At 60.3% G+C, this 24151-nt stretch carries 24 protein-coding genes and 1 riboswitch; of the genes, 7 read left to right on the forward strand and 17 right to left on the reverse strand.

Annotated features, from left to right (window positions below):
• Positions 1–203 precede the first annotated feature (203 nt).
• Positions 204–2948 (reverse strand): DNA polymerase I, encoded by a 2745-nt coding sequence (polA, locus tag DXD16_RS03470; RefSeq protein WP_117655130.1) that lies wholly within the window; start codon positions 2946–2948, stop codon positions 204–206.
• 166 nt (positions 2949–3114) lie between these two features.
• On the opposite strand from polA, the gene DXD16_RS03475 reads away from it, so the two are divergent.
• Complete coding sequence (locus tag DXD16_RS03475; RefSeq protein ID WP_117655131.1) at positions 3115–4512, forward strand: aminopeptidase; 1398 nt, start codon at positions 3115–3117, stop codon at positions 4510–4512.
• A 103-nt stretch (positions 4513–4615) separates the two neighbouring features.
• The gene (locus DXD16_RS03480; RefSeq protein ID WP_117655132.1) at positions 4616–5425 is read left to right on the forward strand and encodes a YaaA family protein; all 810 of its coding nucleotides are present in this window, start codon (positions 4616–4618) and stop codon (positions 5423–5425) included.
• A 23-nt stretch (positions 5426–5448) separates the two neighbouring features.
• Here the strand turns inward: DXD16_RS03480 and DXD16_RS03485 are convergent, their stop codons facing one another.
• Positions 5449–5964: a hypothetical protein gene (locus tag DXD16_RS03485; protein ID WP_117786656.1), complete on the reverse strand. Its 516-nt coding sequence runs from the start codon at positions 5962–5964 to the stop codon at positions 5449–5451.
• Positions 5965–6027: 63 nt separating this feature from the next.
• Positions 6028–6143: riboswitch (TPP riboswitch) on the forward strand.
• Between DXD16_RS03485 and thiC the strand changes: the two genes are divergently transcribed.
• Positions 6136–7470 (forward strand): phosphomethylpyrimidine synthase ThiC, encoded by a 1335-nt coding sequence (gene thiC / locus DXD16_RS03490; RefSeq protein WP_117655134.1) that lies wholly within the window; start codon positions 6136–6138, stop codon positions 7468–7470. It overlaps the preceding riboswitch by 8 nt.
• A 182-nt stretch (positions 7471–7652) precedes the next feature.
• Entirely contained in the window at positions 7653–8483 is an 831-nt protein-coding gene (gene thiD / locus DXD16_RS03495; protein ID WP_117655135.1) for a bifunctional hydroxymethylpyrimidine kinase/phosphomethylpyrimidine kinase, read from the forward strand.
• 252 nt (positions 8484–8735) lie between these two features.
• On the opposite strand, the gene DXD16_RS03500 is transcribed toward thiD, so the two are convergent.
• From DXD16_RS03500 to DXD16_RS03515, 4 genes are all read right to left on the reverse strand, one after another.
• Positions 8736–9395 (reverse strand): SGNH/GDSL hydrolase family protein, encoded by a 660-nt coding sequence (locus DXD16_RS03500; protein ID WP_117655136.1) that lies wholly within the window; start codon positions 9393–9395, stop codon positions 8736–8738.
• Positions 9396–9473: 78 nt separating this feature from the next.
• A complete protein-coding gene (locus tag DXD16_RS03505; protein ID WP_022094505.1) occupies positions 9474–10607 on the reverse strand; it encodes a TIGR02452 family protein in 1134 nt (377 codons plus the stop codon).
• A 137-nt stretch (positions 10608–10744) separates the two neighbouring features.
• Complete coding sequence (locus tag DXD16_RS03510; RefSeq protein ID WP_117655137.1) at positions 10745–11440, reverse strand: Bax inhibitor-1 family protein; 696 nt, start codon at positions 11438–11440, stop codon at positions 10745–10747.
• 84 nt (positions 11441–11524) lie between these two features.
• Positions 11525–11863, reverse strand: a complete 339-nt coding sequence (locus DXD16_RS03515) for a hypothetical protein (protein ID WP_138374472.1) — start codon at positions 11861–11863, stop codon at positions 11525–11527.
• 249 nt (positions 11864–12112) lie between these two features.
• On the opposite strand from DXD16_RS03515, the gene DXD16_RS03520 reads away from it, so the two are divergent.
• From DXD16_RS03520 to DXD16_RS03530, 3 genes are all read left to right on the forward strand, one after another.
• Positions 12113–13162 carry an inorganic phosphate transporter gene (locus DXD16_RS03520; RefSeq protein ID WP_117655139.1) on the forward strand — a complete coding sequence of 350 codons (1050 nt, stop codon included), beginning with the start codon at positions 12113–12115 and terminating at the stop codon, positions 13160–13162.
• Positions 13163–13229: 67 nt separating this feature from the next.
• Positions 13230–13853 (forward strand): DUF47 domain-containing protein, encoded by a 624-nt coding sequence (locus DXD16_RS03525; protein ID WP_117655140.1) that lies wholly within the window; start codon positions 13230–13232, stop codon positions 13851–13853.
• Positions 13854–14138: 285 nt separating this feature from the next.
• Entirely contained in the window at positions 14139–14669 is a 531-nt protein-coding gene (locus DXD16_RS03530; protein ID WP_117655141.1) for a nitroreductase family protein, read from the forward strand.
• A gap of 165 nt (positions 14670–14834) precedes the next feature.
• On the opposite strand, the gene DXD16_RS03535 is transcribed toward DXD16_RS03530, so the two are convergent.
• From DXD16_RS03535 to ftsZ, 11 genes are all read right to left on the reverse strand, one after another.
• Complete coding sequence (locus DXD16_RS03535; RefSeq protein ID WP_117640320.1) at positions 14835–15512, reverse strand: DivIVA domain-containing protein; 678 nt, start codon at positions 15510–15512, stop codon at positions 14835–14837.
• 61 nt (positions 15513–15573) lie between these two features.
• Positions 15574–15861, reverse strand: coding sequence for a YggT family protein (locus DXD16_RS03540; protein ID WP_164473347.1), 288 nt, complete (start codon positions 15859–15861; stop codon positions 15574–15576).
• 15 nt (positions 15862–15876) lie between these two features.
• Positions 15877–16599, reverse strand: a complete 723-nt coding sequence (locus tag DXD16_RS03545) for a cell division protein SepF (RefSeq protein WP_022094497.1) — start codon at positions 16597–16599, stop codon at positions 15877–15879.
• A gap of 60 nt (positions 16600–16659) precedes the next feature.
• Positions 16660–17397 (reverse strand): YggS family pyridoxal phosphate-dependent enzyme, encoded by a 738-nt coding sequence (locus DXD16_RS03550; RefSeq protein ID WP_117655142.1) that lies wholly within the window; start codon positions 17395–17397, stop codon positions 16660–16662.
• A gap of 119 nt (positions 17398–17516) precedes the next feature.
• The gene (locus tag DXD16_RS03555; protein WP_117655143.1) at positions 17517–18374 is read right to left on the reverse strand and encodes a PhoU domain-containing protein; all 858 of its coding nucleotides are present in this window, start codon (positions 18372–18374) and stop codon (positions 17517–17519) included.
• Positions 18375–18466: 92 nt separating this feature from the next.
• Positions 18467–19270, reverse strand: coding sequence for a phosphate ABC transporter ATP-binding protein PstB (gene pstB, locus DXD16_RS03560; RefSeq protein WP_089571588.1), 804 nt, complete (start codon positions 19268–19270; stop codon positions 18467–18469).
• A 12-nt stretch (positions 19271–19282) separates the two neighbouring features.
• Positions 19283–20188 carry a phosphate ABC transporter permease PstA gene (gene pstA / locus DXD16_RS03565; RefSeq protein ID WP_055251684.1) on the reverse strand — a complete coding sequence of 302 codons (906 nt, stop codon included), beginning with the start codon at positions 20186–20188 and terminating at the stop codon, positions 19283–19285.
• Between the two features lie 3 nt (positions 20189–20191).
• The gene (gene pstC, locus DXD16_RS03570) at positions 20192–21118 is read right to left on the reverse strand and encodes a phosphate ABC transporter permease subunit PstC (protein WP_117584223.1); all 927 of its coding nucleotides are present in this window, start codon (positions 21116–21118) and stop codon (positions 20192–20194) included.
• A gap of 1 nt (position 21119) precedes the next feature.
• Entirely contained in the window at positions 21120–21956 is an 837-nt protein-coding gene (locus DXD16_RS03575) for a phosphate ABC transporter substrate-binding protein (protein WP_055251678.1), read from the reverse strand.
• Complete coding sequence (locus DXD16_RS03580; RefSeq protein ID WP_117655144.1) at positions 21953–22753, reverse strand: polyphenol oxidase family protein; 801 nt, start codon at positions 22751–22753, stop codon at positions 21953–21955. The genes DXD16_RS03575 and DXD16_RS03580 overlap by 4 nt, the downstream gene beginning before the upstream one ends.
• 210 nt (positions 22754–22963) lie before the next feature.
• On the reverse strand, positions 22964–24118 hold the full coding sequence (gene ftsZ / locus DXD16_RS03585; RefSeq protein ID WP_055251674.1) for a cell division protein FtsZ: 1155 nt from the start codon (positions 24116–24118) through the stop codon (positions 22964–22966).
• Positions 24119–24151: the final 33 nt, after the last annotated feature.

Consider the following 24151-nt stretch of genomic DNA (forward strand, 5'->3'; position numbering starts at 1 on the left):
GTCGGACCCGGCCGGGCGCCAAGATGGCGTCTTGAGTGTCTAGATACTTAGCTGAAATGATTTGAGCAGAGGGGAGCTCCTTGTTGGGAGGGGCTCCCCTCTGTTTTGGTTACTGTGGGACAAATTAATCAGTAGTGTTTGTCCCAAATCTTAAGTATGTGGGGGCTTGCGTCTTGGGCGAGCCTGCCTTACCGAGTGCTTTCCTATTTCGCGTCGGCCCAGGTTATGCCGGTGCTGGCTTCGGCAATGAGGGGTACGCGGAGGCCTACTACGTGCTCCATGACGTCGCGGACCATGGCGGTGAGGCGCTCGACTTCGTCGACGGGGCACTCAAAGTCCAGTTCGTCGTGCACTTGCAGGATCATGTGAGCGGCAAAGCCCTCTTCTTCCAGGCGGCTGCTTACGCGGGCCATTGCGATCTTGATGATGTCGGCCGCGGTTCCCTGCATGGGGTGGTTCATGGCCGTGCGCTCGCCAAAACCGCGGAGCTGCGGATTTTTGGCCTTGAGCTCGGGAATATGGCGACGACGGCCGTACATGGTCTCGGCGTAACTCGTCTGCTTGGCACGCGCCACCACGTTGTCGAGGAACGTGCGTACGCCCGGGTATGCCTCGTAGTAGCGGTCAATCATGTCGCGCGCCTCGGCCATCGAGATATGCAGCGACTGCGACAGACCGTAAGCCTGCTGACCATACACGATGCCGAAGTTCACGGCCTTGGCGCGGCTGCGCAGGTCGGGCGTCACCTCGGACACCGGCACGCCAAATACGCGCGCGGCCGTCTCGGCATGGAAGTCCTCGCCCTCGTTAAAGGCGCGCACCAGATGCTCGTCGCCCGAAAGATGCGCGAGCAGGCGCAGCTCGATCTGTGAGTAGTCCACCGCCAAAAAGACGCTGCCCTCGCCTGCCGAGAACGCCGTCTTGACGGTACGTCCCAGCTCCGAGCGCGTCGGAATGTTTTGCAGGTTGGGGTCGCTCGAAGACAGACGTCCCGTCGCGGTGATGGTCTGGTTGTACGTGGTGTGCACACGCCCGTCACCACGGCGCAGCGGACCTAGCGTGTCCAGATAGGTCGACTTAATCTTGGACTTCTCACGCCAGTCCAAAATCAGGCGCACGATCTCATGGTCGCGGGCAAGGTCGCTCAGCACCTTGGCGTTGGTCGAATAATAGCCGCGCTTGGTCTTTTTGAGGCCCTTGGTCGGAAGCCCCATAACATCAAACAGCACGTGCGAGAGCTGCATGGGGCTGCCGATGTTAAAGGCCTCGTCGCCGGCCAGATCGCGAATGCTCCGCTCGACCTCGGCAATCTGGGTCGCCAGACCCTCGGACAGACTGTGCAGGCGGTCGGGATCCACGAGCATGCCCGCGCGCTCCATCTTGGCAAGCACCGGAACGAGCGGCATCTCGATGCCATCGAACACGTTGGCGGCGTTCTCGCGGGCCATGCGGTCACGCAGCGGTGCAACCAGCGCCAGCGTCAAGGCCGCCGTGCGAGCGGCGGGCGCAGGAGCGTCCTCGCCAGCACCCTCTGCGCCGCGCGCCGCAGGCAGCGCCATCTGCAGATACGTATCGGCCAGATACACCTCGTCAAACTCGGAGCGGTCGGAATCCAACAGGTAGGCGGCAACAACGGTATCGAAGATGCGCGTGGAATCGACTGCCAGCGGATCCATGAGCTCGAGCTCAGAAGAATCGATGGGCGAAAGCTCATGCAAAAGCGCCTTCATATCCGGGCTCGCCACACGGCCTTCCATAAACAGACGCGCGAGCACGCCGGCAATCACGCCGTGGGCGAAGTTGAAGCCCTCAACCTCAGCCGCCGCACCGCTGTCGCCCTCCTCGAGCGCAAACAGGCCCTTGGACGTCGCCAACCACAGCGTGCGCGTCAGCCCAAAGAGCGCGCCCTCTTCCTTGTCATCGTCCACCACGGCGGCGACCCACTCGCCGGCATCAATCACGCGGGAGACCTCAGCCGCAACGGCACCAAGCGCGCCAGCATCGCCGGCGGCTGCGCGCAAAACGGCGGGAATCTCAAACGTGCTGGCAGCTGCCCCGCCCTCGCCGCCGATCAGCGCCAAGAAACGGTTCTGCATGGCGGTGATACCAAGCGTGCCCAGCGCCGCGGAAACCTCATCGGCGGAAAACGCCGGGAAGGACGTCGCCTCAAAATCGAGCTCAACGGGTGCATCGGTGCGGATGGTCGCCACCTTACGGCTCAGCAGCGCGTCGTCGATGTGTGCGCGCAGGTTTTCTCCCATCTTGCCCTTGACCTCGTCAGCATGCGCGATGACCTCGTCCAGGCTACCGTACTGCGCAATGAGCGCGCTCGCCTTTTTGGGGCCGATGCCCGGTACGCCGGGAATGTTATCGGACGTGTCGCCCTTCAGACCATAAAAATCGGGCACGAGCGCCGGCGTGATGCCGTGATACAGGTCGTCCACGCTCTCGGGCGTCATGATCGCCACGTCGGACAGGCCCTTGCGAGTCGAGACCACGTTGACGTGCTCGGTCACGAGCTGATACATGTCGCGGTCGCCGGTCACCAGCAGCATGTCGCAGCCGGCCTCCTCGCCCAGGCGCGCCATGGTTCCCAGGATATCGTCGCCTTCCCAGCCCTCGGACTGCAAAATGGGCACGTTGAGCGCGGCGAGCAGCTCCTTGATCATGGGGAACTGCGCGTGCAGGTCGGGGTCCATGGGCGGGCGCTGCGCCTTGTACTGCGGCAGCATCTCCATACGCACGCGCGGCTTGCCCTTGTCAAACGCCACGACAACGCCGTCGGGATTAAAGGCATCGATCATCTTGAGGAACATGTTCAGAAAACCAAAGATCGCGTTGGTGGGGCGACCGTCCGGCGCGTTCATGGTCGGCGGCACGGCGTGGAAGGCGCGATGCATGAGCGAGTTGCCGTCGATGACGGCAAAGGTACGGCGCTTTTCAGACATATTGAATACCTCGCTTTGGGCTGGGCACGGTTTGCTCACACCAGTTTACACGCTCCCCGCCCCGCGGCCACCGCACATCAGGCTTCCCTGCCGCCGCGGGCCCGCGCGTGATACGATGGCTCACGGTACATCAACCAGCACGATCGATCCGAAAGGAGCCTGCGTCATGGAGCGTCCCAGCGCATGGAAAAAGTACACGCCACAGCAGATCGAGGAGCTCGAGGAGCTTTGCCGCGGCTATAAGCAGTTTTTGAGTGAGAACAAGACCGAGCGCCTGTGCGTCAAGGCCGGTATCAAGATGGCCGAGGAGGCGGGCTACGTCAATCTGGAGACCGTGATCGCCGAGGGCCGCGCGCTCAAGGCCGGCGACAAGGTGTACGCCGCCAACCACGGCAAGGACCTCATGCTCGTCAACCTGGGCACCGCCCCGCTCGAGCAGGGCTTTAACATCCTGGGCGCCCACGTGGACTCGCCGCGCCTGGACCTCAAGCAGAACCCCGCCTTCGAGGCCGGCGACATGGCTTATCTCGACACGCACTACTATGGCGGCGTCAAGAGCTACCACTGGGTCGCTTCCCCGCTCGCACTCGTGGGCGTCATCTGCAAAAAGGACGGCACCACCGTCGACATCAACATCGGTGACAAGGCCGACGACCCGGTCTTTACCATCTCCGACCTGCTGATCCACCTCTCGAGCGAGCAGATGGCCAAGCCCGCCAAGGACGCCGTCGACGCCGAGATCCTCGACGTGATCGTGGGCGGCCGCCCCGTCAAGTTTGACGAGGACGACAAGGACGCTCCCAAGGAGCCCGTCAAGCAGATGTTCCTGGATATCCTCAAGGAGCAGTACGACGTCGAGGAGGAGGACTTCCTCTCCGCCGAGATCGAGGTCGTGCCCGCCGGCCCCGCCCGTGACATGGGCCTCGACCGCTCCATGATTCTGGGCTATGGCCACGACGACCGTGTCTGCGCCTATCCGTCCATGCTCGCCCAGATCAACGTCGCCAACGTGGAGCGCACGAGCATCACACTCATCGTAGACAAGGAGGAGATCGGTTCCGTGGGTGCCACCGGCATGACGAGCCGCTTCTTCGAGAACACCGTCGCCGAGATCATGACGCTCGCCGGCGAGGATAGCCCGCTGGCCCTGCGCCGCGCGCTCGCCCGCAGCCGCATGCTCTCCTCCGACGTGTCCGCCGGCTTCGACCCGGGCTACGCCGGCAAGTTCGAAACCAAGAACGCAGCCTTTATGGGTCGCGGCCTGTGCTTTAACAAGTACACGGGCAGCCGCGGCAAGGGCGGCTCTAACGACGCCGACGCCGAGTATGTGGCCCTCATCCGCGACATCATGGACGAGGCGGGCGTGGACTTCCAGACCTGTGAGCTCGGCCGCGTCAACGCGGGCGGCGGTGGCACCATCGCCTACATCATGGCCAAGTACGGCATGAACGTCATCGACTCCGGTGTTGCCGTCCTGTCCATGCACGCCCTGTGGGAGGTCGCCAACAAGGCCGACATCTACGAGGCCTATCGCGGCTACAAGGCCTTCATCGAGCGCGCCTAACCAACCCTTCATCAGTTGCGGTGAAATACGGACTAAACTGGCCCATAAACGGCCAAAACAGACCGTATTCCACCGCAACTTCCTTTTTGGCAGAGGAGAGTCCATGCTGCAGGTCATCATTTCGCCCGCCAAGCAGATGCGTGCGGCCCAAGATGCTTTTGAAGTCCTGGGCATTCCACCTTTTGCGCACGAGACGGCTCACCTCCACCGCGCACTGCTAGATATCGAGCGGAATGAAGGCAGCGGTGGCCTGCAGGCGCTCTGGAACGTGAGTGACAAACTGCTGGGGCCTTGCCTCAACACCCTGCATGAGTTCCGGCCCATCCTGAATAAGAGCGATCTCGACAATCCCGCACTCGCCCGCCACCTCTCCCCTGCCGTCATGTCCTATCACGGCATTCAATACCAGAGCATGGCACCCGAGGTGATGGATTCCGCGCAGCTCGCATGGCTGCAAGACCATCTGTGGATCCTCTCGGGCCTTTACGGATGCGTACGCCCCTTTCATGCCGTTGAACCGTATCGGCTGGAGATGGGCGCGAAGCTTGCCGTCGACGATGCCCGAGACCTCTACGCGTTTTGGGGCGACAAGCTCGCACGGGCCATCGCTCCGGCGGGCTCCAACATCACGATCGTCAACCTCGCCAGCATAGAGTATGCCAAAGCCGTTCTGCCCTGCCTCGCGTGCGACGCCACGGCCGTCACATGCCTCTTTGGCGAAGGCATTCGCAACGGCAAGCCCATCCAGCGCTCGACCGCCAGCAAAAAGGCGCGCGGCTCCATGGTGCGCTGGATGGCAGAAAACAAGCTCGAGGATGTAAGCGGGCTCACCGCGTTCGATGTTGGCTATCGCCACTTTCCCGAGCTTTCAGACAAAAACACCCTGGTTTTCATGAACGCGCAGGCACAATAGACCCGCCGTTTCCAAACACCTCGTTACTCCGCCAAGCCATCGGCCTTTGCAATCTCGCTCGTCGAGCCATCTTGGTAGGTAATCTTAACGTGCTCCACCTCGGATACCGCAGCGCCCGCCGGGGGCTCCAAGCGCCATTCCGTCAGCGCAATGTCCATGGTCGTGGGCACGTCCCCTTGATCTTTGAGCTTCACCGTCAGCGTTTTGAGCGTCGCATCAAACGTCACGCGTTCGATTTCTTCGCCCGGAATAGACCCGCCGCTCAGCTGCAGCTGCACAAACTCGTCGCGCGGATACCAATAGTCGCCCGGCGCGGCAACGGTATTGCCGCCCGTAACCTTCACTGTCATGATCGGCAGGGCATCGTCGGCCTCGAACTCCCATGCAGCGCCGCCGCGACCACCAAACGTCCAGATACAAAAGGCAATCACCAGCACGGCAAGCACCGCAAAACCAATCGCGACCAACCCATGGTGCGCACGGCTTTCCTCGGCCGATACATCCCATTGTGTCTCTCGATATAGATGCTTGTCTTCCATGTACGCCTCCCCACAGGCACGCTCGTTAGGCCAATCGTACCCATTCGAGCTATACTTGAGCCCATTACATAAACGGGGAGCTTGCAGGACAAGACGGCAGGCTGAGACTGGGCGCGCCCGCCCTGACCCGCAAACCTGATATGGGTAATGCCAACGAAGGGAGCCGTGCCAATGAGCACACAGACCGAGCCCAAGCTCGTCACGCAAATCGACTTCGCCCGTGCCGGGCAGATCACGCCGCAGATGAAGGAAGTCGCCGAGCGCGAGCATCGCGACCCCGAGTACATCCGCGAGCGCGTGGCCGACGGCCGTATCGCCATTCCCGCCAACATCGTGCACATCAAAAAAGGCATGCGCGCCTTTGGCGTCGGTGAAGGCCTGTCCACCAAGGTCAACGTGAACTTGGGCATCTCGGGCGACAAGGCCGATGCCGCCGAGGAATGGAAGAAGGTCAAGATCGCCGAGGACTACGGCGCCGACGCCATCATGGACCTCTCCAACTCGGGCAAGACGCGCCAGTTCCGCCAGCAGCTCATCGACGAGACGCCGCTCATGGTGGGCACCGTCCCCATGTACGACGCCATCGGCTACATGGAAAAGCCGCTGGTCAAGCTCACCAAGGACGACCTGTTCGAGGTCGTGCGCGCGCACGCCGAGGACGGCGTGGACTTTATGACCATCCACTGCGGCATCAACAAGTCGGTCACCAAGACTTTTAAGGAGACCGGCCGCCTGATGAACATCGTGAGCCGCGGCGGTTCACTGCTGTTTGGCTGGATGGAGGTCACCGGTAACGAGAACCCGTTCTATGAGTTCTACGACGAGTTGCTCGAGATTTGCCACGAGTACGACGTGACGATTTCGCTCGGCGACTCCTGCCGCCCGGGCTGTCTCTACGACTCCAACGACGCCACCGAGACCGCTGAGATGATCGAGCTGGGCAAGCTGTGCAAGCGCGCTTGGGCCGCCGGCGTCCAGGTCATGGTCGAGGGCCCGGGTCACATGGCGCTCGACGAGATCGCCGCCAACATGAAACTGCAGAAGCGCCTGTGCCACAATGCTCCGTTCTATGTGCTCGGACCGCTGGTGACCGATATCGGCGTGGGTTACGACCACATCACCGCCGCCATCGGCGGCGCCATCTCCGCCAGCTCCGGTGCCGACTTCCTGTGCTACGTGACACCGGCCGAGCACCTATGCCTGCCTAACGCCCAGGATGTGCTCGACGGCCTCATGGCCACCAAGATCGCCGCACACGCCGCCGATATCGCCAAGAAGGTGCCCCACGCCCGCGGCATGGACGACAGGATGGGCCAGGCACGCCGCAAGCTCGACTGGGACGCCATGTGGAAGTGCGCGCTCGACCCGGTTACGGGCAAGAAGCGCTATGAGGAGTCCCCCGCCGCCACCGAGGGCACTTGCACCATGTGTGGCAAGATGTGCGCCGTCCGAACCGTCAACAAGATCTTCGAGGGCACCACGATCGACCTTGGCATGGAGGACTAGCCCTGTCGCCGCGGCCGCTTCTGGCGGCGAGCCGGTGCCTGTCAATTGTTGACGTGTGAACATTTGCTTGCATTTGCGTAAAGATTGCATCGCCCGCCCGGGTTCGACATAGAGTCGGCCCGGGCATCTTTATAATGCTGGCTTATAGACCCATTTGATTCCGACCGAACAAGGGAGCGAACATGGATCGCAGTAAGGTACCTGCCGTTCTATCCATCGCAGGATCCGATTCCAGCGGTGGCGCCGGCATTCAGGCCGACATCAAGACCATCACGGCGCACCGCCTGTATGCCGAGACGGCCATCACCGCCATCACCGCACAGAACACCCTGGGCGTCACCGCCGTGCAGAACATCTCCCCGGATATTGTCGCGGCGCAGATCGATGCCGTTTTTGACGATATCCGCCCCAACGCCGTCAAGATTGGCATGGTTTCCTCTGCCGAGATTATCGATGTTATCGCCGACCGCCTGAGCGCCTGGAACGCGACAAACGTGGTCGTCGACCCCGTCATGGTAGCCACCTCGGGCGCGCGGCTGATTGCCGAAGATGCCGCCGAGGCGCTCACCCGCCGCCTGTTCCCGCTAGCGACGGTTATCACACCCAATATTCCCGAGGCCATGGCCCTGCTCGACTACGAGGTCGACTCCGAGCGCACGCAGCAAAATGCTGCCATGCTCCTCACCCGCCGCTTTGGTTGCGCATCCCTCGTTAAGGGTGGACATCTTGTCAACGAGGCCAACGATGTACTGGCCGAACCCGCGCCACTCGATGACGAGGGCAACCATCTGGGAGATCCACTCACCACGTGGTTCCGCCACAAGCGCATCGAGACCGACAACACACACGGCACCGGCTGCACGCTCTCGTCCGCCATCGCCTGCGCGCTGGCCCAGGGTATGGATCTTGCCGATGCCGTCAACGCGGACAAGGCATACCTGACAGGCGCTCTGGCCGCCGGCCTGAACATGGGCAAAGGCTCCGGCCCTGTCAACCACATGTGGCAATATTAAGATTCGCAGCCCAAAACCGCCGCAAAGGGGACAGGCACCTTTGCGGTGACTCCCACAAACATCTCGATCTGTAACAGTAACTCGGCAAAATCGACCCTAGATGTTACAGATCAAGACAAACAATCGATATCGACCTAAATAATCTTAATCTGTAACATCTAGCCCGTTTTCGGCCTTGGAACTGTTACAGATCAAGACAAACAAACGAAACAAGCCCCCGCAAGGGGAACTCTGTGGTGGTTTGGGGCCGTGCTACTCACCGAGCATCTCTTGGAGCTTGGCTGCCACGGCATGTCCCAAGCTCTCGTGGCTTTCGGGCATCATATGCAGATAGTCGATATCGCCCGGCTCGGCAAACTCCGCTGCATTCAAAAAGTCGCAGCCAAACTGCTTGGCTACGTGCGCATAGTATTCAGCAAAATGCTCCGAGGCCTCGACGGAACGCTCGTCAAAATCGGTCATATATACATCGGCGATTTGCGGCTTGATCTTGATAGGTGCCATCAGCAGAATACGCGGGCAGGGTGCGACATTGGTCCAGGGAAATGCACGCACCGCGCGAATCAGTGCCATGGTGCCACGGGCAATATCGGAGGCCGTCACACCAAAGACCGTCTTGCAATCGTTAGTTCCCAGCATAATAACGATCGCATCCAGCGGCTTATGGGCCTCGAGCAGCATCGGCAGCGCGCGGATGCCGTTAAGATTGGTATCCAGATGGCACATGTCGTCGCGTACCGTCGTGCGGCCGTTGAGGCCTTCTTCAATTACATGCCAGCCCTCGCCTAAGTCACGTTGGGCCACGCCGCACCAGCGCACATCCTGCGCATAGCGCACCGCGGTGCCGTCGCGCATGCCCGCCGGATCGTAACCATAGGTGTTGCTGTCGCCAAAGCATAGAACGTTTTTCATCGTAAGCCCCTCGCTCAGTAAAAAGCCGACGGAAGCAGCCTCTCCCGTCGGCTCGGCCTATCTGTCAGCACGTACCGATTACAGGTACTTGCGCCAATCGTCCTCGTCCTCATCATCCTCGGTAGCAGCCTGGGCCTGCTCGGCGGCGCGAGCTGCCGCAGCGCGAGCGGCAACCTGGGCATAGGACTCCTCGTTGCGCTCGGGGAAGTTTGCCAGCACGTGCTCGAACTTGGCAAAATCCTCATCCCAGCGCGTAGAAGGCACGGCAAAGAAGACCTGCTTGACCTTAAAGTCGCCCGACGCGAGCTCCTTGCGGAAGAGCTCGGCCACGGTCTCTGCGTCAAAGCCGTTGTTGTCGCAGCCCCAAGCGCCCAGCACGAGCTTCTCGCGACCCAGCTCGTCGCAGATGGCAAGCACAAAGCGAATGCGGTCGCGCAGGGCATCCAGCAGAGCATCGTCGCTCACGCGATACTCCTGGCGGGCGCGCTTGACGTTGGGCGCGGCGGCCACGATCACGTCGGCGTATGCATGCACGTGGTTGCGGTCGAAGCGCACCGCAGGCACCACCAGCGCACGGTTTCGGTAAAGCTCGCAGTTGATGTTGCGGCGACGGTTCTCGCCGTACCATTTGCGCTGCTTATCGAGAACGTTGTACAGATACGAATCGGCGCACAGCGTGGCCTCCTGGCCCAGATAACCCTGAATATAGCCACCGCCCGGGTTGGTGAACGAGGCAAAGGCGAGCACGGCCATGTCGCAGAACTGCGCATAGCCACGACCGTTGTCCAGGATGGCCTGCGTGGCGGAGGCATCGAGCACGGTGACCTCGGGCAGAACCGGAGCGGGCTCCTCAGCAGGCGCGGACTCAGCTTCAGCGATTTCCTCGGCAGACTCCTCGACGGGCTCAGGCGCTGCCTCGGTCTCGGGCGCCGCCTCGGTCTCGGCAGCCTCCGCGCCCTCGACGTCCTCGGCAACCTGTTCTTCGGCGGCCACAGCACTCTGAACCTTGGCCTTCATCGCCGCGACAAAGCCGGCAGGCATACCGTCAAACTCGCGAACACCGGCAAGCGAACGCTCGATATCCTTGGCGCACGCTTCGGACACAGTTGCCACGTGACGCTCGGCGGCCTTGGCACGGGCCTCGCGCTTGGGATTGGGCTGACCCGCGCGATTAGACCTGCGGTTACGGTTCCTGTTGTCGACGTCTGCCATACGTGGCCACCTTTCCTGTCGCTGCCGCTATCGGCTTTTTCCATCCATGATACCCCGCCGCATACAAAAAAGACGGCCCCGAAGGACCGCCTTTCGCATCGATTTACACGCACGGCGAGCACCACCGCAATTCGCCACTAGTCGCGACGGCCAAGGATGTTCAGGATGCGCAGGAACACGTTGATAATGTCCACGAACAGATTGGACGCCATGAGCACGGCGTTGGGCAGTGTAGGCGGCACTGTCGTGGCAACATAGGTGTCGTAGCCAATAAAGCCGGCGAACACCACGATCACGATCAGGTCGGTGATGGTCTGCGAGACGCCCATGAACATCAGCACGATCTCAACCAGAATAGTGGCGAGCAGAATGCCAAAACCGATGCCATATACGCGCTGGAAAAACTTGGGGAACGTCACGCCCAAGGCGCCAAAGACAAAGGTGATGGCGGCCGTGGCGATAAAGGCAGTGTTGATGGTGGGCAGGTCGTAGTTGGCAAGGCCAAACGACGCGGTCAGGCCAAAGGTACTCGCAAAGATTACGTAGCCCACAAGGGACAGGCCCACGGACTGTTTGCTGGCAGCAGCCGACATCATAACCATGCCGACGATGGTCAAAATAAACGAGCCAAAGACCAGCGGCAAGGCGGCGCCGCTCATCATCATGCGCGCAAACGACATGGTGCTCGTAAAGTAGGCGCCGGCGCCCATGGCGCAAAAGCCCAAGAAGATCAGGGCAGACATGGTGAGATTGTACGCGCGCGGCGACATCTCCTTGGCGCGGCTTGCGCCGCTCTCGACGGGGCCGTTCTGATAGCCCTGGATATCGTTCATAGGTTCGTCCTTTCAAAAAGCGCCACAAATAACGGCGCAGTAGCTGACAAGATTCCTGTCATTGTACCCGAACGCCGTGCGTCCTTACCTACGGCGCTCGCCCTCAAGCGTACGGTCGAATGCCCACACCCACCAACGCATCAGGTGGGCCTGCGAGCCATCTGGTCGTTCGCGCGTCTGGTCCTCCAGATACAACTCGGTCGCGTGCCCGCCAAAACGCACCTTATAGGTTGCCGTACGGATGCCGTGAACCGTCAGGCCAAACCCAGCGGTCGAGACAATCTCGTCAATCGTAAAGCAACGACCGTCGACCCAGCAGACGGTGACCGGCACGACCTGTCCGCCCGCGAGGATGCGAGCCACGACGTCCACATACTGCTTGTGCACGCGCCGAGTTTTGCCATCTGTCTGTCGATATTCCATGTCTCCTATTATCGAACGCATGTTTGCATGTTGTAAAGCGAACAGACTGTGGTTTTGGAGTGTCGGAGCGAACGCGCGTGTCCGCATGGCGTGATAGCAAAAAGAACACCCACGGTCAACAGGGCTAATATTCAATTTTAGTGCCAAAAAATTACTTCTCCCATCAGAACTCGGCAAAGAAACCCGTAGGAGGTGATACGATTTATCATGTTTTTGTAACGTGTCTGCAAACTTCGAGAAAGCCCATATATGGACGTAACGTTCTCAACCTTCCTCGGCCAAATTGTGTCGAACCCAGTCCTTGCCGTCACCGTGATCCTCGCGTTGGGCGCCATCTTCGTCAATGGATGGACCGACGCGCCCAACGCCATCGCGACCTGCGTCACTACGCGTTGCATGCCCGCCCGCGCCGCCATTCTCATGAGCGCCGCATTCAACTTCCTCGGCGTGCTCATCATGACGCACTTTAATGCGAGCGTCGCCAACACCATCTCACATATCGTCGATTTTGGCGGAAACAGCACCATGGCGCTCGCCTGCCTGTGCGCGGCGTTGTTCTCCATCGTCGTCTACGGCGCCACAGCGTCGCGTTTTGGCATCCCCACCTCGCAAAGCCACAGCCTTATCGCCGGCCTGACCGGTGCCGCTATCGCCCTCGGCGGCGCGAGCAGCGTCAACGTCCACGAGTGGATGAAGGTCATCTACGGCCTGGCGCTCTCCATCGGCCTGGGCTTTGTCATGGGCTGGGTCCTGTGCAAACTCGTCTCGATTCTTTTCGCCGCCGCCAACAGGCGACGTGCCAATGTCTTCTTTAAATACGCTCAGATCGCGAGCGCTGCGGCCATGAGCTTTATGCACGGCGCGCAGGATGGACAGAAGTTCATCGGCGTGCTCTTTTTAGGCGTGGCCTTCGCAAACGGCCAGACCAGCGTCGGCGATGCCGGCATCCCCATCTGGATTATGCTGCTGTGCTCGGCCACCATGGGTATCGGCACCAGCGTGGGCGGTGAGCGCATCATCAAGTCCGTCGGCCAGAGCATGGTTAAGCTCGAGAAGTATCAGGGCTTCTCCGCCGACCTCGCGGGCGCCGCGAACCTGCTGCTTGCCACCCTTACCGGCATCCCCGTGTCCTCCACACACATCAAGACCTGCGCCATCATGGGCGTCGGTGCCGTCAAGCGCCTCTCGGCCATCAACTTCGGCGTCGTCAAGGACATGATGTTCACCTGGTTCTTCACCTTCCCCGCCTGCGGACTCATCAGCTTTGTCATGGCCAAGCTGTTCATGATGTTCCTCTAGTCAAACCGAACGTCCATCTGGACCGCAACACTTCGCCCACCCGTCTTCGCCTCGAAAGGACCCACCCATGGCAAAGAAACCCGATTCGTTCTACTTTGACAACTACGTCGCCTGCGCCGACCTTGCTGTCCAGGCCGCAGAGTTGCTCATCAAGATTTTTGAGAACTTTGATCCCGCGCAGATCCACGACATGCTCGAGGAGATGCATGCGATTGAGCATGCGGCAGACAAGAAGCACCACGAGCTCGAAGACGCCCTGCTCACCGCCTTTATCACCCCGCTCGAGCGCGAGGATCTGGATCTGATGAGCTGCGCGCTCGACACCGTGCTCGACCGTATTGAGGGCGTCGTGCAGCGCGTCTACTTCACCAACATCCAGAGCATCCATCCCGACGCCATCGTCATCGCCCACAAGGTGACCGACGCCTGCCGCGCCATGAAGGACCTGATGGTCGAGCTGCCCAACTACCGCAAGTCCAAGACGCTGCGCGAACTGGTCATTCAGATCAACACCATCGAGTCCGAGGCCGACGAGCTCTACATCAACGCCATGCGCAACCTGCACGTCAACGGCAAGGACCCGCTCGAGGTCATCGCTTGGCGTGACGTATATGCCTTCCTGGAGTACTGCGCCGACTGCTGTGAGAATGTGGCCGATGTCGTGGATTCGATTGTCATGAAGAACAGTTAATTGGGGGTACATGTCCCACCGGTCGCGGGCCCGGCCACTAATAACCTTTTTCACTCCGGCTGCAAGCAGAGTCGTCAAAAGGTTATTAGTGGCCGGGCCCGCTCCCTTATGCACCACCATTGGGAACTTTGGCTGATAGGTTTAGCGCAATGGGGGTTTGGCTGAAGGGACCTTTGGTATCCGTTCGGACACTTTGGCCCTTGATGAGCGTTTGGCTGATTGCTGCTTTGGGTACTGTTTGGGTTACTTTGGGTTTGGTTGATTTTTAATTGTTGGAGGGCTTGTATGTCTTATTTGGATCTGGCTCGGGGTCGTTATTCTTGTCGCGAGTTTGAGGATCGTTCTGTTGAGCAGGCTGTGGTGGATGCCATTGTTGAGGCTGGGCGTATTGCTCCTTCTGCTTGCAATAATCATCCTTCGCGTGTGATGGTGCTGGATACGCCCGAGCTGTTGGAGAAGGCTGCTGCTTGTCAGCCTCGGTTTGCTCGTGATGGGTCCATCTTTGGCGCTCCGCTCATTTTCCTTGTTTGCAGCGTTACCAATGATGCTTGGGTGCGCCCTTATGACCAGATGAACTCGAGTGCCATCGATACCTCGATCGTTTGCGATCAGATGATGATGGAGGCCGAGGAGCAAGGCTTGGGAACGTGCTGGGTGTGCCATTTTAAGCCCGAGGTGGCCCTTGAGCAGTTCGACCTGCCCGAGGGTGTCTATCCCTATCATATGCTCGTCTGTGGCTATCCTGCCGACCATATCGCCGACCCCGAGCATCGAGAGGCTCGCACCATTCCCCTCTCCGACTTCCTCCTCAAGTAGATTTTTGGGACATGCCTTAAAATCTACCTTCTACCACGCGCCCTTCGCCGAGTTCTGCGCCACCGCATCCAGAGCTCGGCGTTTTGTTTTCCAACCCGCATGCATCCAAAAAAGGAGCCCACTAATGCGAGCTCCTCTTACGGACACTAGATTGTAGTTCTGGTGCTAGTCCAGGTCGTCGGCGGCAAAGTTGTCGATCGGGGCGAAGGGATCGGCCACGGGGACAACCGGATCGGCGACGGGCAGCGGCTCGGCGGCGGGAACGGTCACCGCGGGAGAAGCGGCAGAACCGACCGGCGTGGAGGCCATGAGGTCGGCCGGGAAGGAGTTCTGGGCGTCGTCCATAAAGTGCTGGATGAGCTTGAGATACTCGGCCTTGAACTCCTCGCGGGAAGCCTTCAGACGGTCGATTTCCTCGAGCTCGGCCTGCTTCTCGGTCAGAGCCTGGCGGATAACCTCGCGGGCCTTGGCGTCAGCCTCGTTGCGGATGCGATCAGCGTTCTCGTTGGCGTCGTTGACAATTGCCTCGGCGGTCTGCTGGGCAGCGATCAGGGCAGCGGAGATCTGACGCTCCTGAGCGGAGAAGTCGGGTGCGGGAGCGGCCACAGGAGCAGCGGGAACGGCCTGAGCGGCGGTATCCTGGGCCTGGGCAAGCTGAGCCTGCGCGTCGGCAAGCTGCTGCTCGGTGGCGGTCAGGCGACCCTTAAGATCAACGATCTTGGCAAGCATAGCGTCAACCTCGGAGGACAGCGTCTCCAAGAAGACGTCGACCTCGGCAGGATCGTAGCCACGCTTGGCCTCAGAGAAAGTCTGAGCCTGGATGTCTGCAGGGGTAATAGCCATAACAAGTCTCCTTTTTCATCGCCTCGGCGCTACACGCCCGACGTAAGTTACTAAGTCAGTTCTATACGAGTATACCTATAAGAAGCTGCAGAATCAGCCTCTGCACCAACTGCAACGCAATAATCGCAACGACCGGCGAAAAATCAACGCCGCCCATCGGCGGGATAAACCGACGAAAGAGGTTGAGCCACGGGCCGCAGACGCTATCGAGCACTGCAGCGATATCCTGCAGCAGGCCGCCCTGCTTCATGGGAATCCACGTCATAAAGCAATAGACCACGATGAGCGTGGAGTAGAAGTTGAACAGCGTGTTGACCAGCTGGACAATGGTGTAGATGTTGATGAGAATCTCCTCGTCTTGTCTTTACTTAAGGTAGCCGTCGGCACGAAGCTTCTTGAGATCGGAATCTTTGACCTCGCAACCGGCGGGCAGCACCATGAACACGCGGTCGCCTACCTCCTTGACCGTGGCGCCCAGACCGCAGGCAAAGCCGTAAGAGAAGTCCAAGACGCGCTTGGCAACTTCGGTGCGTACGCCCACAAAAATCAGTGCGACAGGCTGCTTGGTGCGAACGCGGCGCACCACGGTCTCCACGTCGTCATAGCTCTCGGGGCGCAGGACATAGGCCGGCAGCTGCGGCGTGGCGTTGATGATATTGCTCGCATAGGCCGAGGCATCGCTCGGTGCAGGCGCGGGTGCAGCGGCGGCACGGGCGCGGGTGTTCTCGGCGTAGCTCGACGGCGTGTCATAGGCACCAGGACGATAACCGCTCGCAACACTGTCCTGCGAGCGCGAAGGCGGGTTATACGTCGTGGCATGGCGGGAGTCATCGCCGACCAGCTGACCGGAGCGCGTATACACGGCAACCGACTCAGCTTCACCACGGCGCGTCTGACCAAGCAGGCCGTTGCTCGGCTCGTCTTGGGTGTAGAAGCCCTCGCCCGAAGCACCGCTGTAGCCGTTGCCCTGATAACCATCGTCATAGCCGTCATCGTAGCCGTAGTCGTCGTCCTGGCCATAACCCTGGTCGTAACCCTGCTGGCCGCCCAGGTGCATCTTATTTTTAATCTCGTCAAGGAAGCCCATGGTTGTGTCCTCTCGCGGTTTAGTGCAGGCGCCCCGATAATCAGTGCGCACTTCAGAGCCTTATTTTACTGCAAACTCCGGGCTAAATACTACCCTGCCCAGGCGAACGAGCGTAGAGCCCTCCTCAAGGGCAGGCTCAAAGTCCTCGCTCATGCCGCAGGAAAGCTCAGGCAGGTTCAAATCGGGATGCGCCGCCTCCAGCTCATCCCTCAGCTCACGAAGCCCCGCAAAGGTGCGGCGTGCCACATCCTTATTCCCCCGGGGCGCCATAGTCATAAGCCCCTGTACGCAAATTCCCTCAAGTTCCGCAAGCTCACCCGCGGCGGCGCGAATCTCATCGGGCGAAAAGCCTCCCTTCGACTCCTCACCACTCACATTGACCTCGATGAGCACACACTGGGGGCCGGCGAGCTCGCCTGCCTCAATCTTGCGGACAGCACGGCTCGAGATCGCCTGCGCCAGATGCAGCGAACCCACCGAGTGAATCAGCTCGGCTGAGCCCAGCACCGCATTGATCTTATTGGTCTGCAGGTTGCCGATCATATCGAAGCGCACCTCGGGCAGCTCCGGATGCTCCGCCAGACCCGTGAGCTTGCGAACCAGCTCCTGCGGGCGGTTCTCGGCAAAATGGCGATACCCCGTCTGGATGGCGGCAACGGTCTCATCGACACCAACGGTCTTGGACACGGCAATGAGGCGCGCGGCGTCGTGGGGGCGGCCCGCGCGATCGAGCGCCGCATAAAAACGTTCCAGAATCTGCTCGCGGCGAGCGCGCATCAAGTCCAAATAGTTATCCATTGCTAATCGCCTCCGCTGACAGCCAAACAAGTAGTCCCATGCTAACGCAAGAGCGCGGCCCCGCATGTGCAAGGCCGCGCTCACTTAGGTATTTACAATCTTTCGACGAACGGGGTCACTTACTCCTCGTCGTCCTCGCCATCGTCCTCGTCCTCAAGATGATCGAGCAGGTAGCGAAGACCCTCGCTGACCTCGTTAGCGGGCACCTTGGCAACGTAGCGAGCGTCGACGGCGGGCCTCATGATAACACCCTCGCCCGAAGGCACGCGCATGCTCTCGAGCTCATCCTCGTCCACACGGGCGATATCGCCGGCGTTCATACGCTGACCAGTCAACAGGAAGGTCAGACGGCAAGCGGCATCGATGGAAATGGAAGCGATGCGATCGAGGTAGCGCGAAACCATGATGGCGCGGCGCAGGTCGTCATAGTTGCTGTCGTCGTCCATAAAGTCGCCCGTATCCATACGGTTAAAGGTGCGGAAGAACTTCTCGTAGGCGGCGTGCACTGGCTCGTCCTCGACGGCCAGGTTGCAGATGATGGACATGTCATTGGTGACGAGCGCAGAAAGCGAAGAGCCCAGCACCTGGTAAACAGCTTCGGCCTCGGCCTCAACCGTACCGACGAGCTCCTGGGGCAGCGAGATGTCGGCCTTGATCATATGACGCGTGGCACGGCAGATCTGACGGACCTTATCGGTCATGCGCTGCAGGTTAAAGTCGACGTAGATGATCGTCTGAAGCAGGCGGAAGTCGGAGGCGACCGGTGACTGCGTGGCGATCAGGTTGTAGCAGACGGCCTCCAGGTTGGCGCAGCGCGCGTCAATCGAAAGCGTACGTTTCTTGGTCTTGGTGGCGAGCTTGCGGTCGTCGGTCACATAGGCCTTAACGGCATCGTGGAGGGCCAGATCGACGGCCTCGTAGATGCTCAGCATCTCGTGGCGGGCCTCGATGAGCTGACGGGAAAACAGTTTACGCATGGTTCACTCCAATCAGTTGGGTGCGGTCATGCCGCCCGCACAGTGAATACGCACCGGACCAGGTCCGATCGGCTTGGGACTAGTCGCACCGATCAGCCAAAGCGGCCGGTGATATAGTCTTCCGTCCGCGAGTCCACCGGGCTGGTGAAGATCGCGTCGGTTTGACCATACTCGATGAGCGTGGCAGGCTCACCGGCAACTTCCTGCAAGAAGAATGCGGTGTAGTCGCTGATACGAGCTGCCTGCTGCATTGAATGCGTGACGATGATGATCGTCATCTCGGGCGCCAGCTCGGCCATCAAATCCTCGACCTTAGAGACGGACGTGGGGTCGATGGCGGAGCAGGGCTCGTCCATCAGGAGGACATCGGGTTGCACCGCAAGCACGCGCGCGATGCACAGACGCTGCTGCTGACCGCCCGAGAGCGCCAAACCATCCTTGTTGAGCTGATTGGATACCTCTTTCCAGAGGTTGGCGCGCTTGAGCGATTCTTCCACGATGTCATCGAGGTCGCTTTTGCTAGTCACGCCCTGCAGACGAGGGCCAAAGGCGACATTCTCGTAGATGGATTTGGGAAACGGGTTGGGCTGCTGAAAAATCATGCCCACGCGGCGACGGAGGTCGACCGGGTCGACGCCCTCGGCATAGATATCGTTGCCGTCGAGCGTCATGGTGCCCTCGACGCGCGTACCCTCGATCAGGTCATTCATGCGGTTGATGCAGCGCAAAAACGTCGACTTACCGCAGCCCGAAGGGCCAATGAAGGAGGTAATGGCGTTTTTGGCGATGTTGAGGTCGAGCCCCGTCAGCGCATGAAAGTCACCGTACCAAAAGTTGAAATCCTTGGCCGTAATGGCCGCTTGCTCCAGCGTGGGAGCGGACTGATAAACGGACATGGGACTCCTTAACTAGCGACGCTTGCGCGACAGGAAGCGCGCAAACAGGTTGAAGGCCAGAATGATCACCATCAGCAAGAGCGCGGTGCCGTAGGCTGCGTTCATGTTGATGCCGTCGTTGGCAAGCAGGTACAGGTGAACGGTCATGGGGCGGCCGGAATCGAGCGGCGAGATAGGTAGATTGATGGCCTGACCCATGGTGTAGAGCACCACGGCGGTCTCACCGATGGCGCGGCCGATGGCGAGGACGATGCCCGTGGCAATACGGCCAAAGGCAGAAGGAAGCACGATCTTAGAGACGACCTGCCACTTGGTGGCGCCCAAGCCGTACGCGCCCCAACGGATATAGCGCGGAACGGCCCGAATGGCCTCTTCGGTGGTGCGCATGACGATGGGAAGCATCAAGAGCGCAAGCGCCAGAGCGGCCGAGACCATCGAAAGGCCCAGACCCATAGCCTCGACAAACAAGGCGTAGCCAAACAGGCCCATAACGATGGAGGGCACCGAGGCCAAAGCGTCAGCAGCGTAGCGAATGAGCTCGACGATCTTGCCCTGCTTGGCGTACTCGGCCAGATAGACGGCTGCCAGCACAGCGATCGGCGTGCAGATAAGCATGGCGAGCGCCGTCACATAGACGGTCGAGACGATCGTGGGCCAAATACCGCCCTCGGCGTTGACGCCCTGGGGCCAACCGAAGATAAAGTCGAGCGAGATGTGTGGCAGGCCGTTGATGACCACGTAGGCGATGATAGCGACCAGCACCAGCGTGGTGATGTATGCCGCGGCACGGAACACGCCAAGCATGATCTTGTTGGACAGGTCCTTGTTGATGCGGCCCTTCTTGCCGTGGGAAAGGGCACGCTTGATGCGCTCGCGCGACGAGGTCGTATCGACCGTCGTGTCAACGGAATCGGACATAGCCTACCCCCTCTTCTTCTTGGAAACCAGGCGGACGATGCCCACCAGCGTGGCGGAAATGATAAACAGGACCACGCCCATGCCGAACAGCGCCGAGCGATGCAGACCCGAGGAATAGCTCATGTCGAGCGCAATCTGGCTCGTGAGCGTCGAGATGGGGCTCGCAATGCTGTCGGGAATAACCGGGGCGTTACCCACGACCATGAGCACGGCCATGGTCTCGCCGATGGCACGGCCCATACCCAGCACGATGGCATCCACGATACCCAGCTTGGCGGCAGGTAACACGACCTTATAGATAGTCTGCCACTTGGTGGCGCCCATGGCATACGATGCCTCGCGAATGCCCATGGGAATGGAATTGAGGGCATCGATGGTGAGCGTGGTGATGGTAGGGACGATCATGATGGCAAGCACGAACCACGCCGTCAGCGCACCAAAACCAAGACCACCGGTCAGCTGCGCGATAAATGGACGGATGATGATCATGCCAAAGAAGCCATAGATGATAGAAGGGATGCCGGCCAACAGGTCAACGGCAGGGCTGATGAGCTTGCGCACGCGCTTGCTGGCGATCTCGACCAGATACACGGCCGTGCCCACGCCTAGGGGCACACCCATGGCGAGCGCACCGACGGTCACCAGACCCGAGCCGGCAAGCAGCGACACGATGCCGTAGTGACCCTCAGAGGGCGCCCACGTAAAGCTAAAGAAGTCCGCCAGACCGATGTCGGTAAAGACGGGCAGCGCCGAGTACGTGGTAAAGACAAAAATCAGGATGACGGTAACGACCGCCAAGAACGCGCAGGCAAAGAAGATCCACTGCAGCGCCTTCTCCTTGATATAGGTACTGCGCGATACGAGCGCCAGCTCGCGCTTCTTGGGCGTCTGAACATTCCGCTCAGTCTGGGAGTTTTCCTGTGCTTCCATGCTACTCACTCCCCTTCTCGTCGTTGGTGACGGGGATAAAGCCCGCCTCGCGAATCTGCTTGTCCATCTTTTCGGACGTCACGTAGTCGATGTAATCCTGCGCCTGTTGCGAAGGCGCACCCTTCACAAAGAAGTAAAGGTCGCGTGAGATGGGATAGCCGCCGCTCGCGACCGTCTTCTCGGACGCCTCAACATGATTGACCGAGACGGCCTTGACCGAGGTCTTGGCGTTGAGGCTATCGACGAAGCCCAGCGAAATGTAGCCAATGGCACCGCGCGAACGAGATACCACGTCGCGCACCTGGCCCGTGCCCGAAAGAACGGCCGAGCGGCGATCGAACGGGGTGCCGTCCATCACGATGGTGCGAAAGGCCTCACGCGTGCCGGACGCCTCATCTCGGTTGATGACCTGAATCCTCAGGTCCTCGCCACCGACTTCTTTCCAGTTGGTGATCTTGCCGGCGTAAATATCGCGGAGCTGCTCGGTCGAGAGGTTATCGACCGGGTTATCGTCGTTCACGATGACCGCGATACCGTCGTGGGCAATGACGATGGGAGTCAGGCCCAAATCCTGTTCGTCGGCATTGAGTCCACGGGAGGAGCTGGCGATATCGGCCGTGCCAGCGCTGACGGCTTCGATGCCAGCGGAAGAACCCAAACCGGAAACGAGCACGTCGATGCCGGTCTCCTCCTTAAAGCCCTCTGCCGCAATCTCGGCGATAGGAAGGCAGGTCGTGGAGCCGGCCACAGTAATGGAAGAGGTAGAAGATCCCGAAGAACAGGCGCACAGCGTAAGCGTAAGCACAGCGGCGCTCAGGACCGATACGATCTTTCTCATAGCATCACGCCGATCGCGGCATGGCGCCCACAGGTGCCGTCCTCGTTACGGTAGGAATAAAAGCGGTCGTTCTGACGCACGGTCGAAAGCTGGGTATCCACGATATTATCCGCGTCGACACCGACATCTACCAGCGCCTCGCAAATGGCAGCGGAAAGATCGAGCATGCGAGAGGTACTCGCATCGATCCAAGAGAACTCGGCGGCAAAGCGATCCATGAGCTCCTGGGAAACCTCGTACTCGTCACCCAGGATATGGGGCCCGATATAGGCGGAAACGTCGCTCGCATCGCAGCCGGCAGCATCGCAAAGCGCCTGGCACGCCTTGGCAGAAATACGTGCAATCGTGCCCTTCCAACCGGAGTGCACCACGGCAAATCCGCTGGGGGCCACCAGCACCACGGGAACGCAGTCGGCAAAGCAGAGCAGCACGGGCACGTCATGGGCCGTACAGACGATGGCGTCGCAGCCCTCGGCAATCTGCTCGCGAACAGCCTCAAGATCGTCGGCGCCGTTCGAAGTCACCGTAACGATATGGTCACCATGTACCTGATTGGGCACGAGCAGATTATGCTCGCACTCAGTGGCGCCCATAGCTTCGAGCGCTCGACGACGATTTTCTTGAACAGCAAAGGGGTCATCGCCTACATGCGAGCCCAGGTTGAGCGAGGAGTACGCATCTTCAGAAACGCCACCGGTGCGCTCGGTAAAGGCAAAGCGGACATCGGATGTCGCGCCCTCCACCAACGTAACTCCATCATGGTCGACACGCGAAACGTTGTCCGCACGTGCTGCCATACTAAAGCCTCCTAATAACACAAGTACCGCGGCGTCGCCGCGCAGTCCGCGTTTATACGGCTGTCATACTTCCTTAAAAGGATACCCGCAGCGGTAGGGACCAAACGTAAAGGGAACGTAAGGAGATTGGAGGCTTTCGTTTACAAACGAGAAACAAAACGGGGTGCATCCGAATGGACACACCCCGTGCAGGTCGTTGAGAAAAACGAACTAGAAGCTACCGCGCTTTAGGAAGTCGGGAAGCTCGAACTGGTCGTTGCCAAAGTTGGGCAGCTCGGTACCACCGACGTTGCGGGTCGGAGCGGCCTGAGCCGGGCTGGCAGCCGGAGCGGTGCGCTGCGGCTCAGCGGAGGCAGCGGCCTTGCTCTGAGACTGCTGAGCAGCAAAAAGCTCATCCTGACGGTTGACGTTGGAGTCGGAGAAGCCCGTAGCGATGACGGTGATACGCACCTGATCGCCCAGGGACTCGTCGACAACGGTACCGAAGATGATGTTGGCCTCGGGGTCGACGGCGTTGGCGACAACGTCGGCGGCGTCGCTGATCTCCTGGATGCCCAGGTCCTTGGAACCGGCGATGGAGAGCAGCACGCGCGTGGCACCATCGATGGAGCTCTCGAGCAGCGGGCTGGAGATGGCCTGCTGGGCAGCGTCGACGGCACGAGTATCCCCAGAAGAGGTACCGATACCCATCATGGCGGTACCGGCCTGCTTCATGATGGTCTTAACATCGGCGAAGTCCAGGTTGATGATACCGGGGACGGTGATGAGGTCGGTGATGCCCTGGGTGCCCTGGGAAAGGACGCCATCGGCAATCGCGAAGGCCTCGAGCATGGTGGTCTTCTTCTCGGCGATGTCGAGCAGCTTATCGTTAGGAATGACGATCATGGTGTCGACGCAATCGGAGAGGGTCTTGATGCCCTCCTCGGCGCTCTTCTTACGCTTGCGGCCCTCGAAGGTGAAGGGCTTGGTCACGACGGCGACGGTCAGTGCGCCGACCTCGTTCATCGCGATATCGGCAACGATGGGAGCAGCGCCGGTACCGGTGCCGCCGCCCTCGCCGCAGGTGATAAACACCATGTCGGCGCCAGCGAGCGCCTCGGCGATGTCGTCGCGGGACTCATCGGCAGCCTTGCGGCCAACCTCGGGATTGGCGCCGGCGCCCAGGCCGCGGGTAAGATCGGTGCCGATGTGCACCTTGATATCGGCATCAGAGATCGCGAGTGCCTGAGCATCGGTGTTGATGGCAACAAACTCGACGCCGCGGATGCCCTCTTCGATCATTCGATTGACCGCGTTGGTACCGCCGCCGCCGACGCCGACCACCTTAATGACGGCAAGGTAGTTGTTGATCTCTGTCTCGTGCATGTCGGTCCTCCGAACAAAGGTTATAGCCATAGC

Source organism: Collinsella sp. TF11-5AC, from assembly GCF_003436775.1.
Lineage (GTDB): Bacteria > Actinomycetota > Coriobacteriia > Coriobacteriales > Coriobacteriaceae > Collinsella.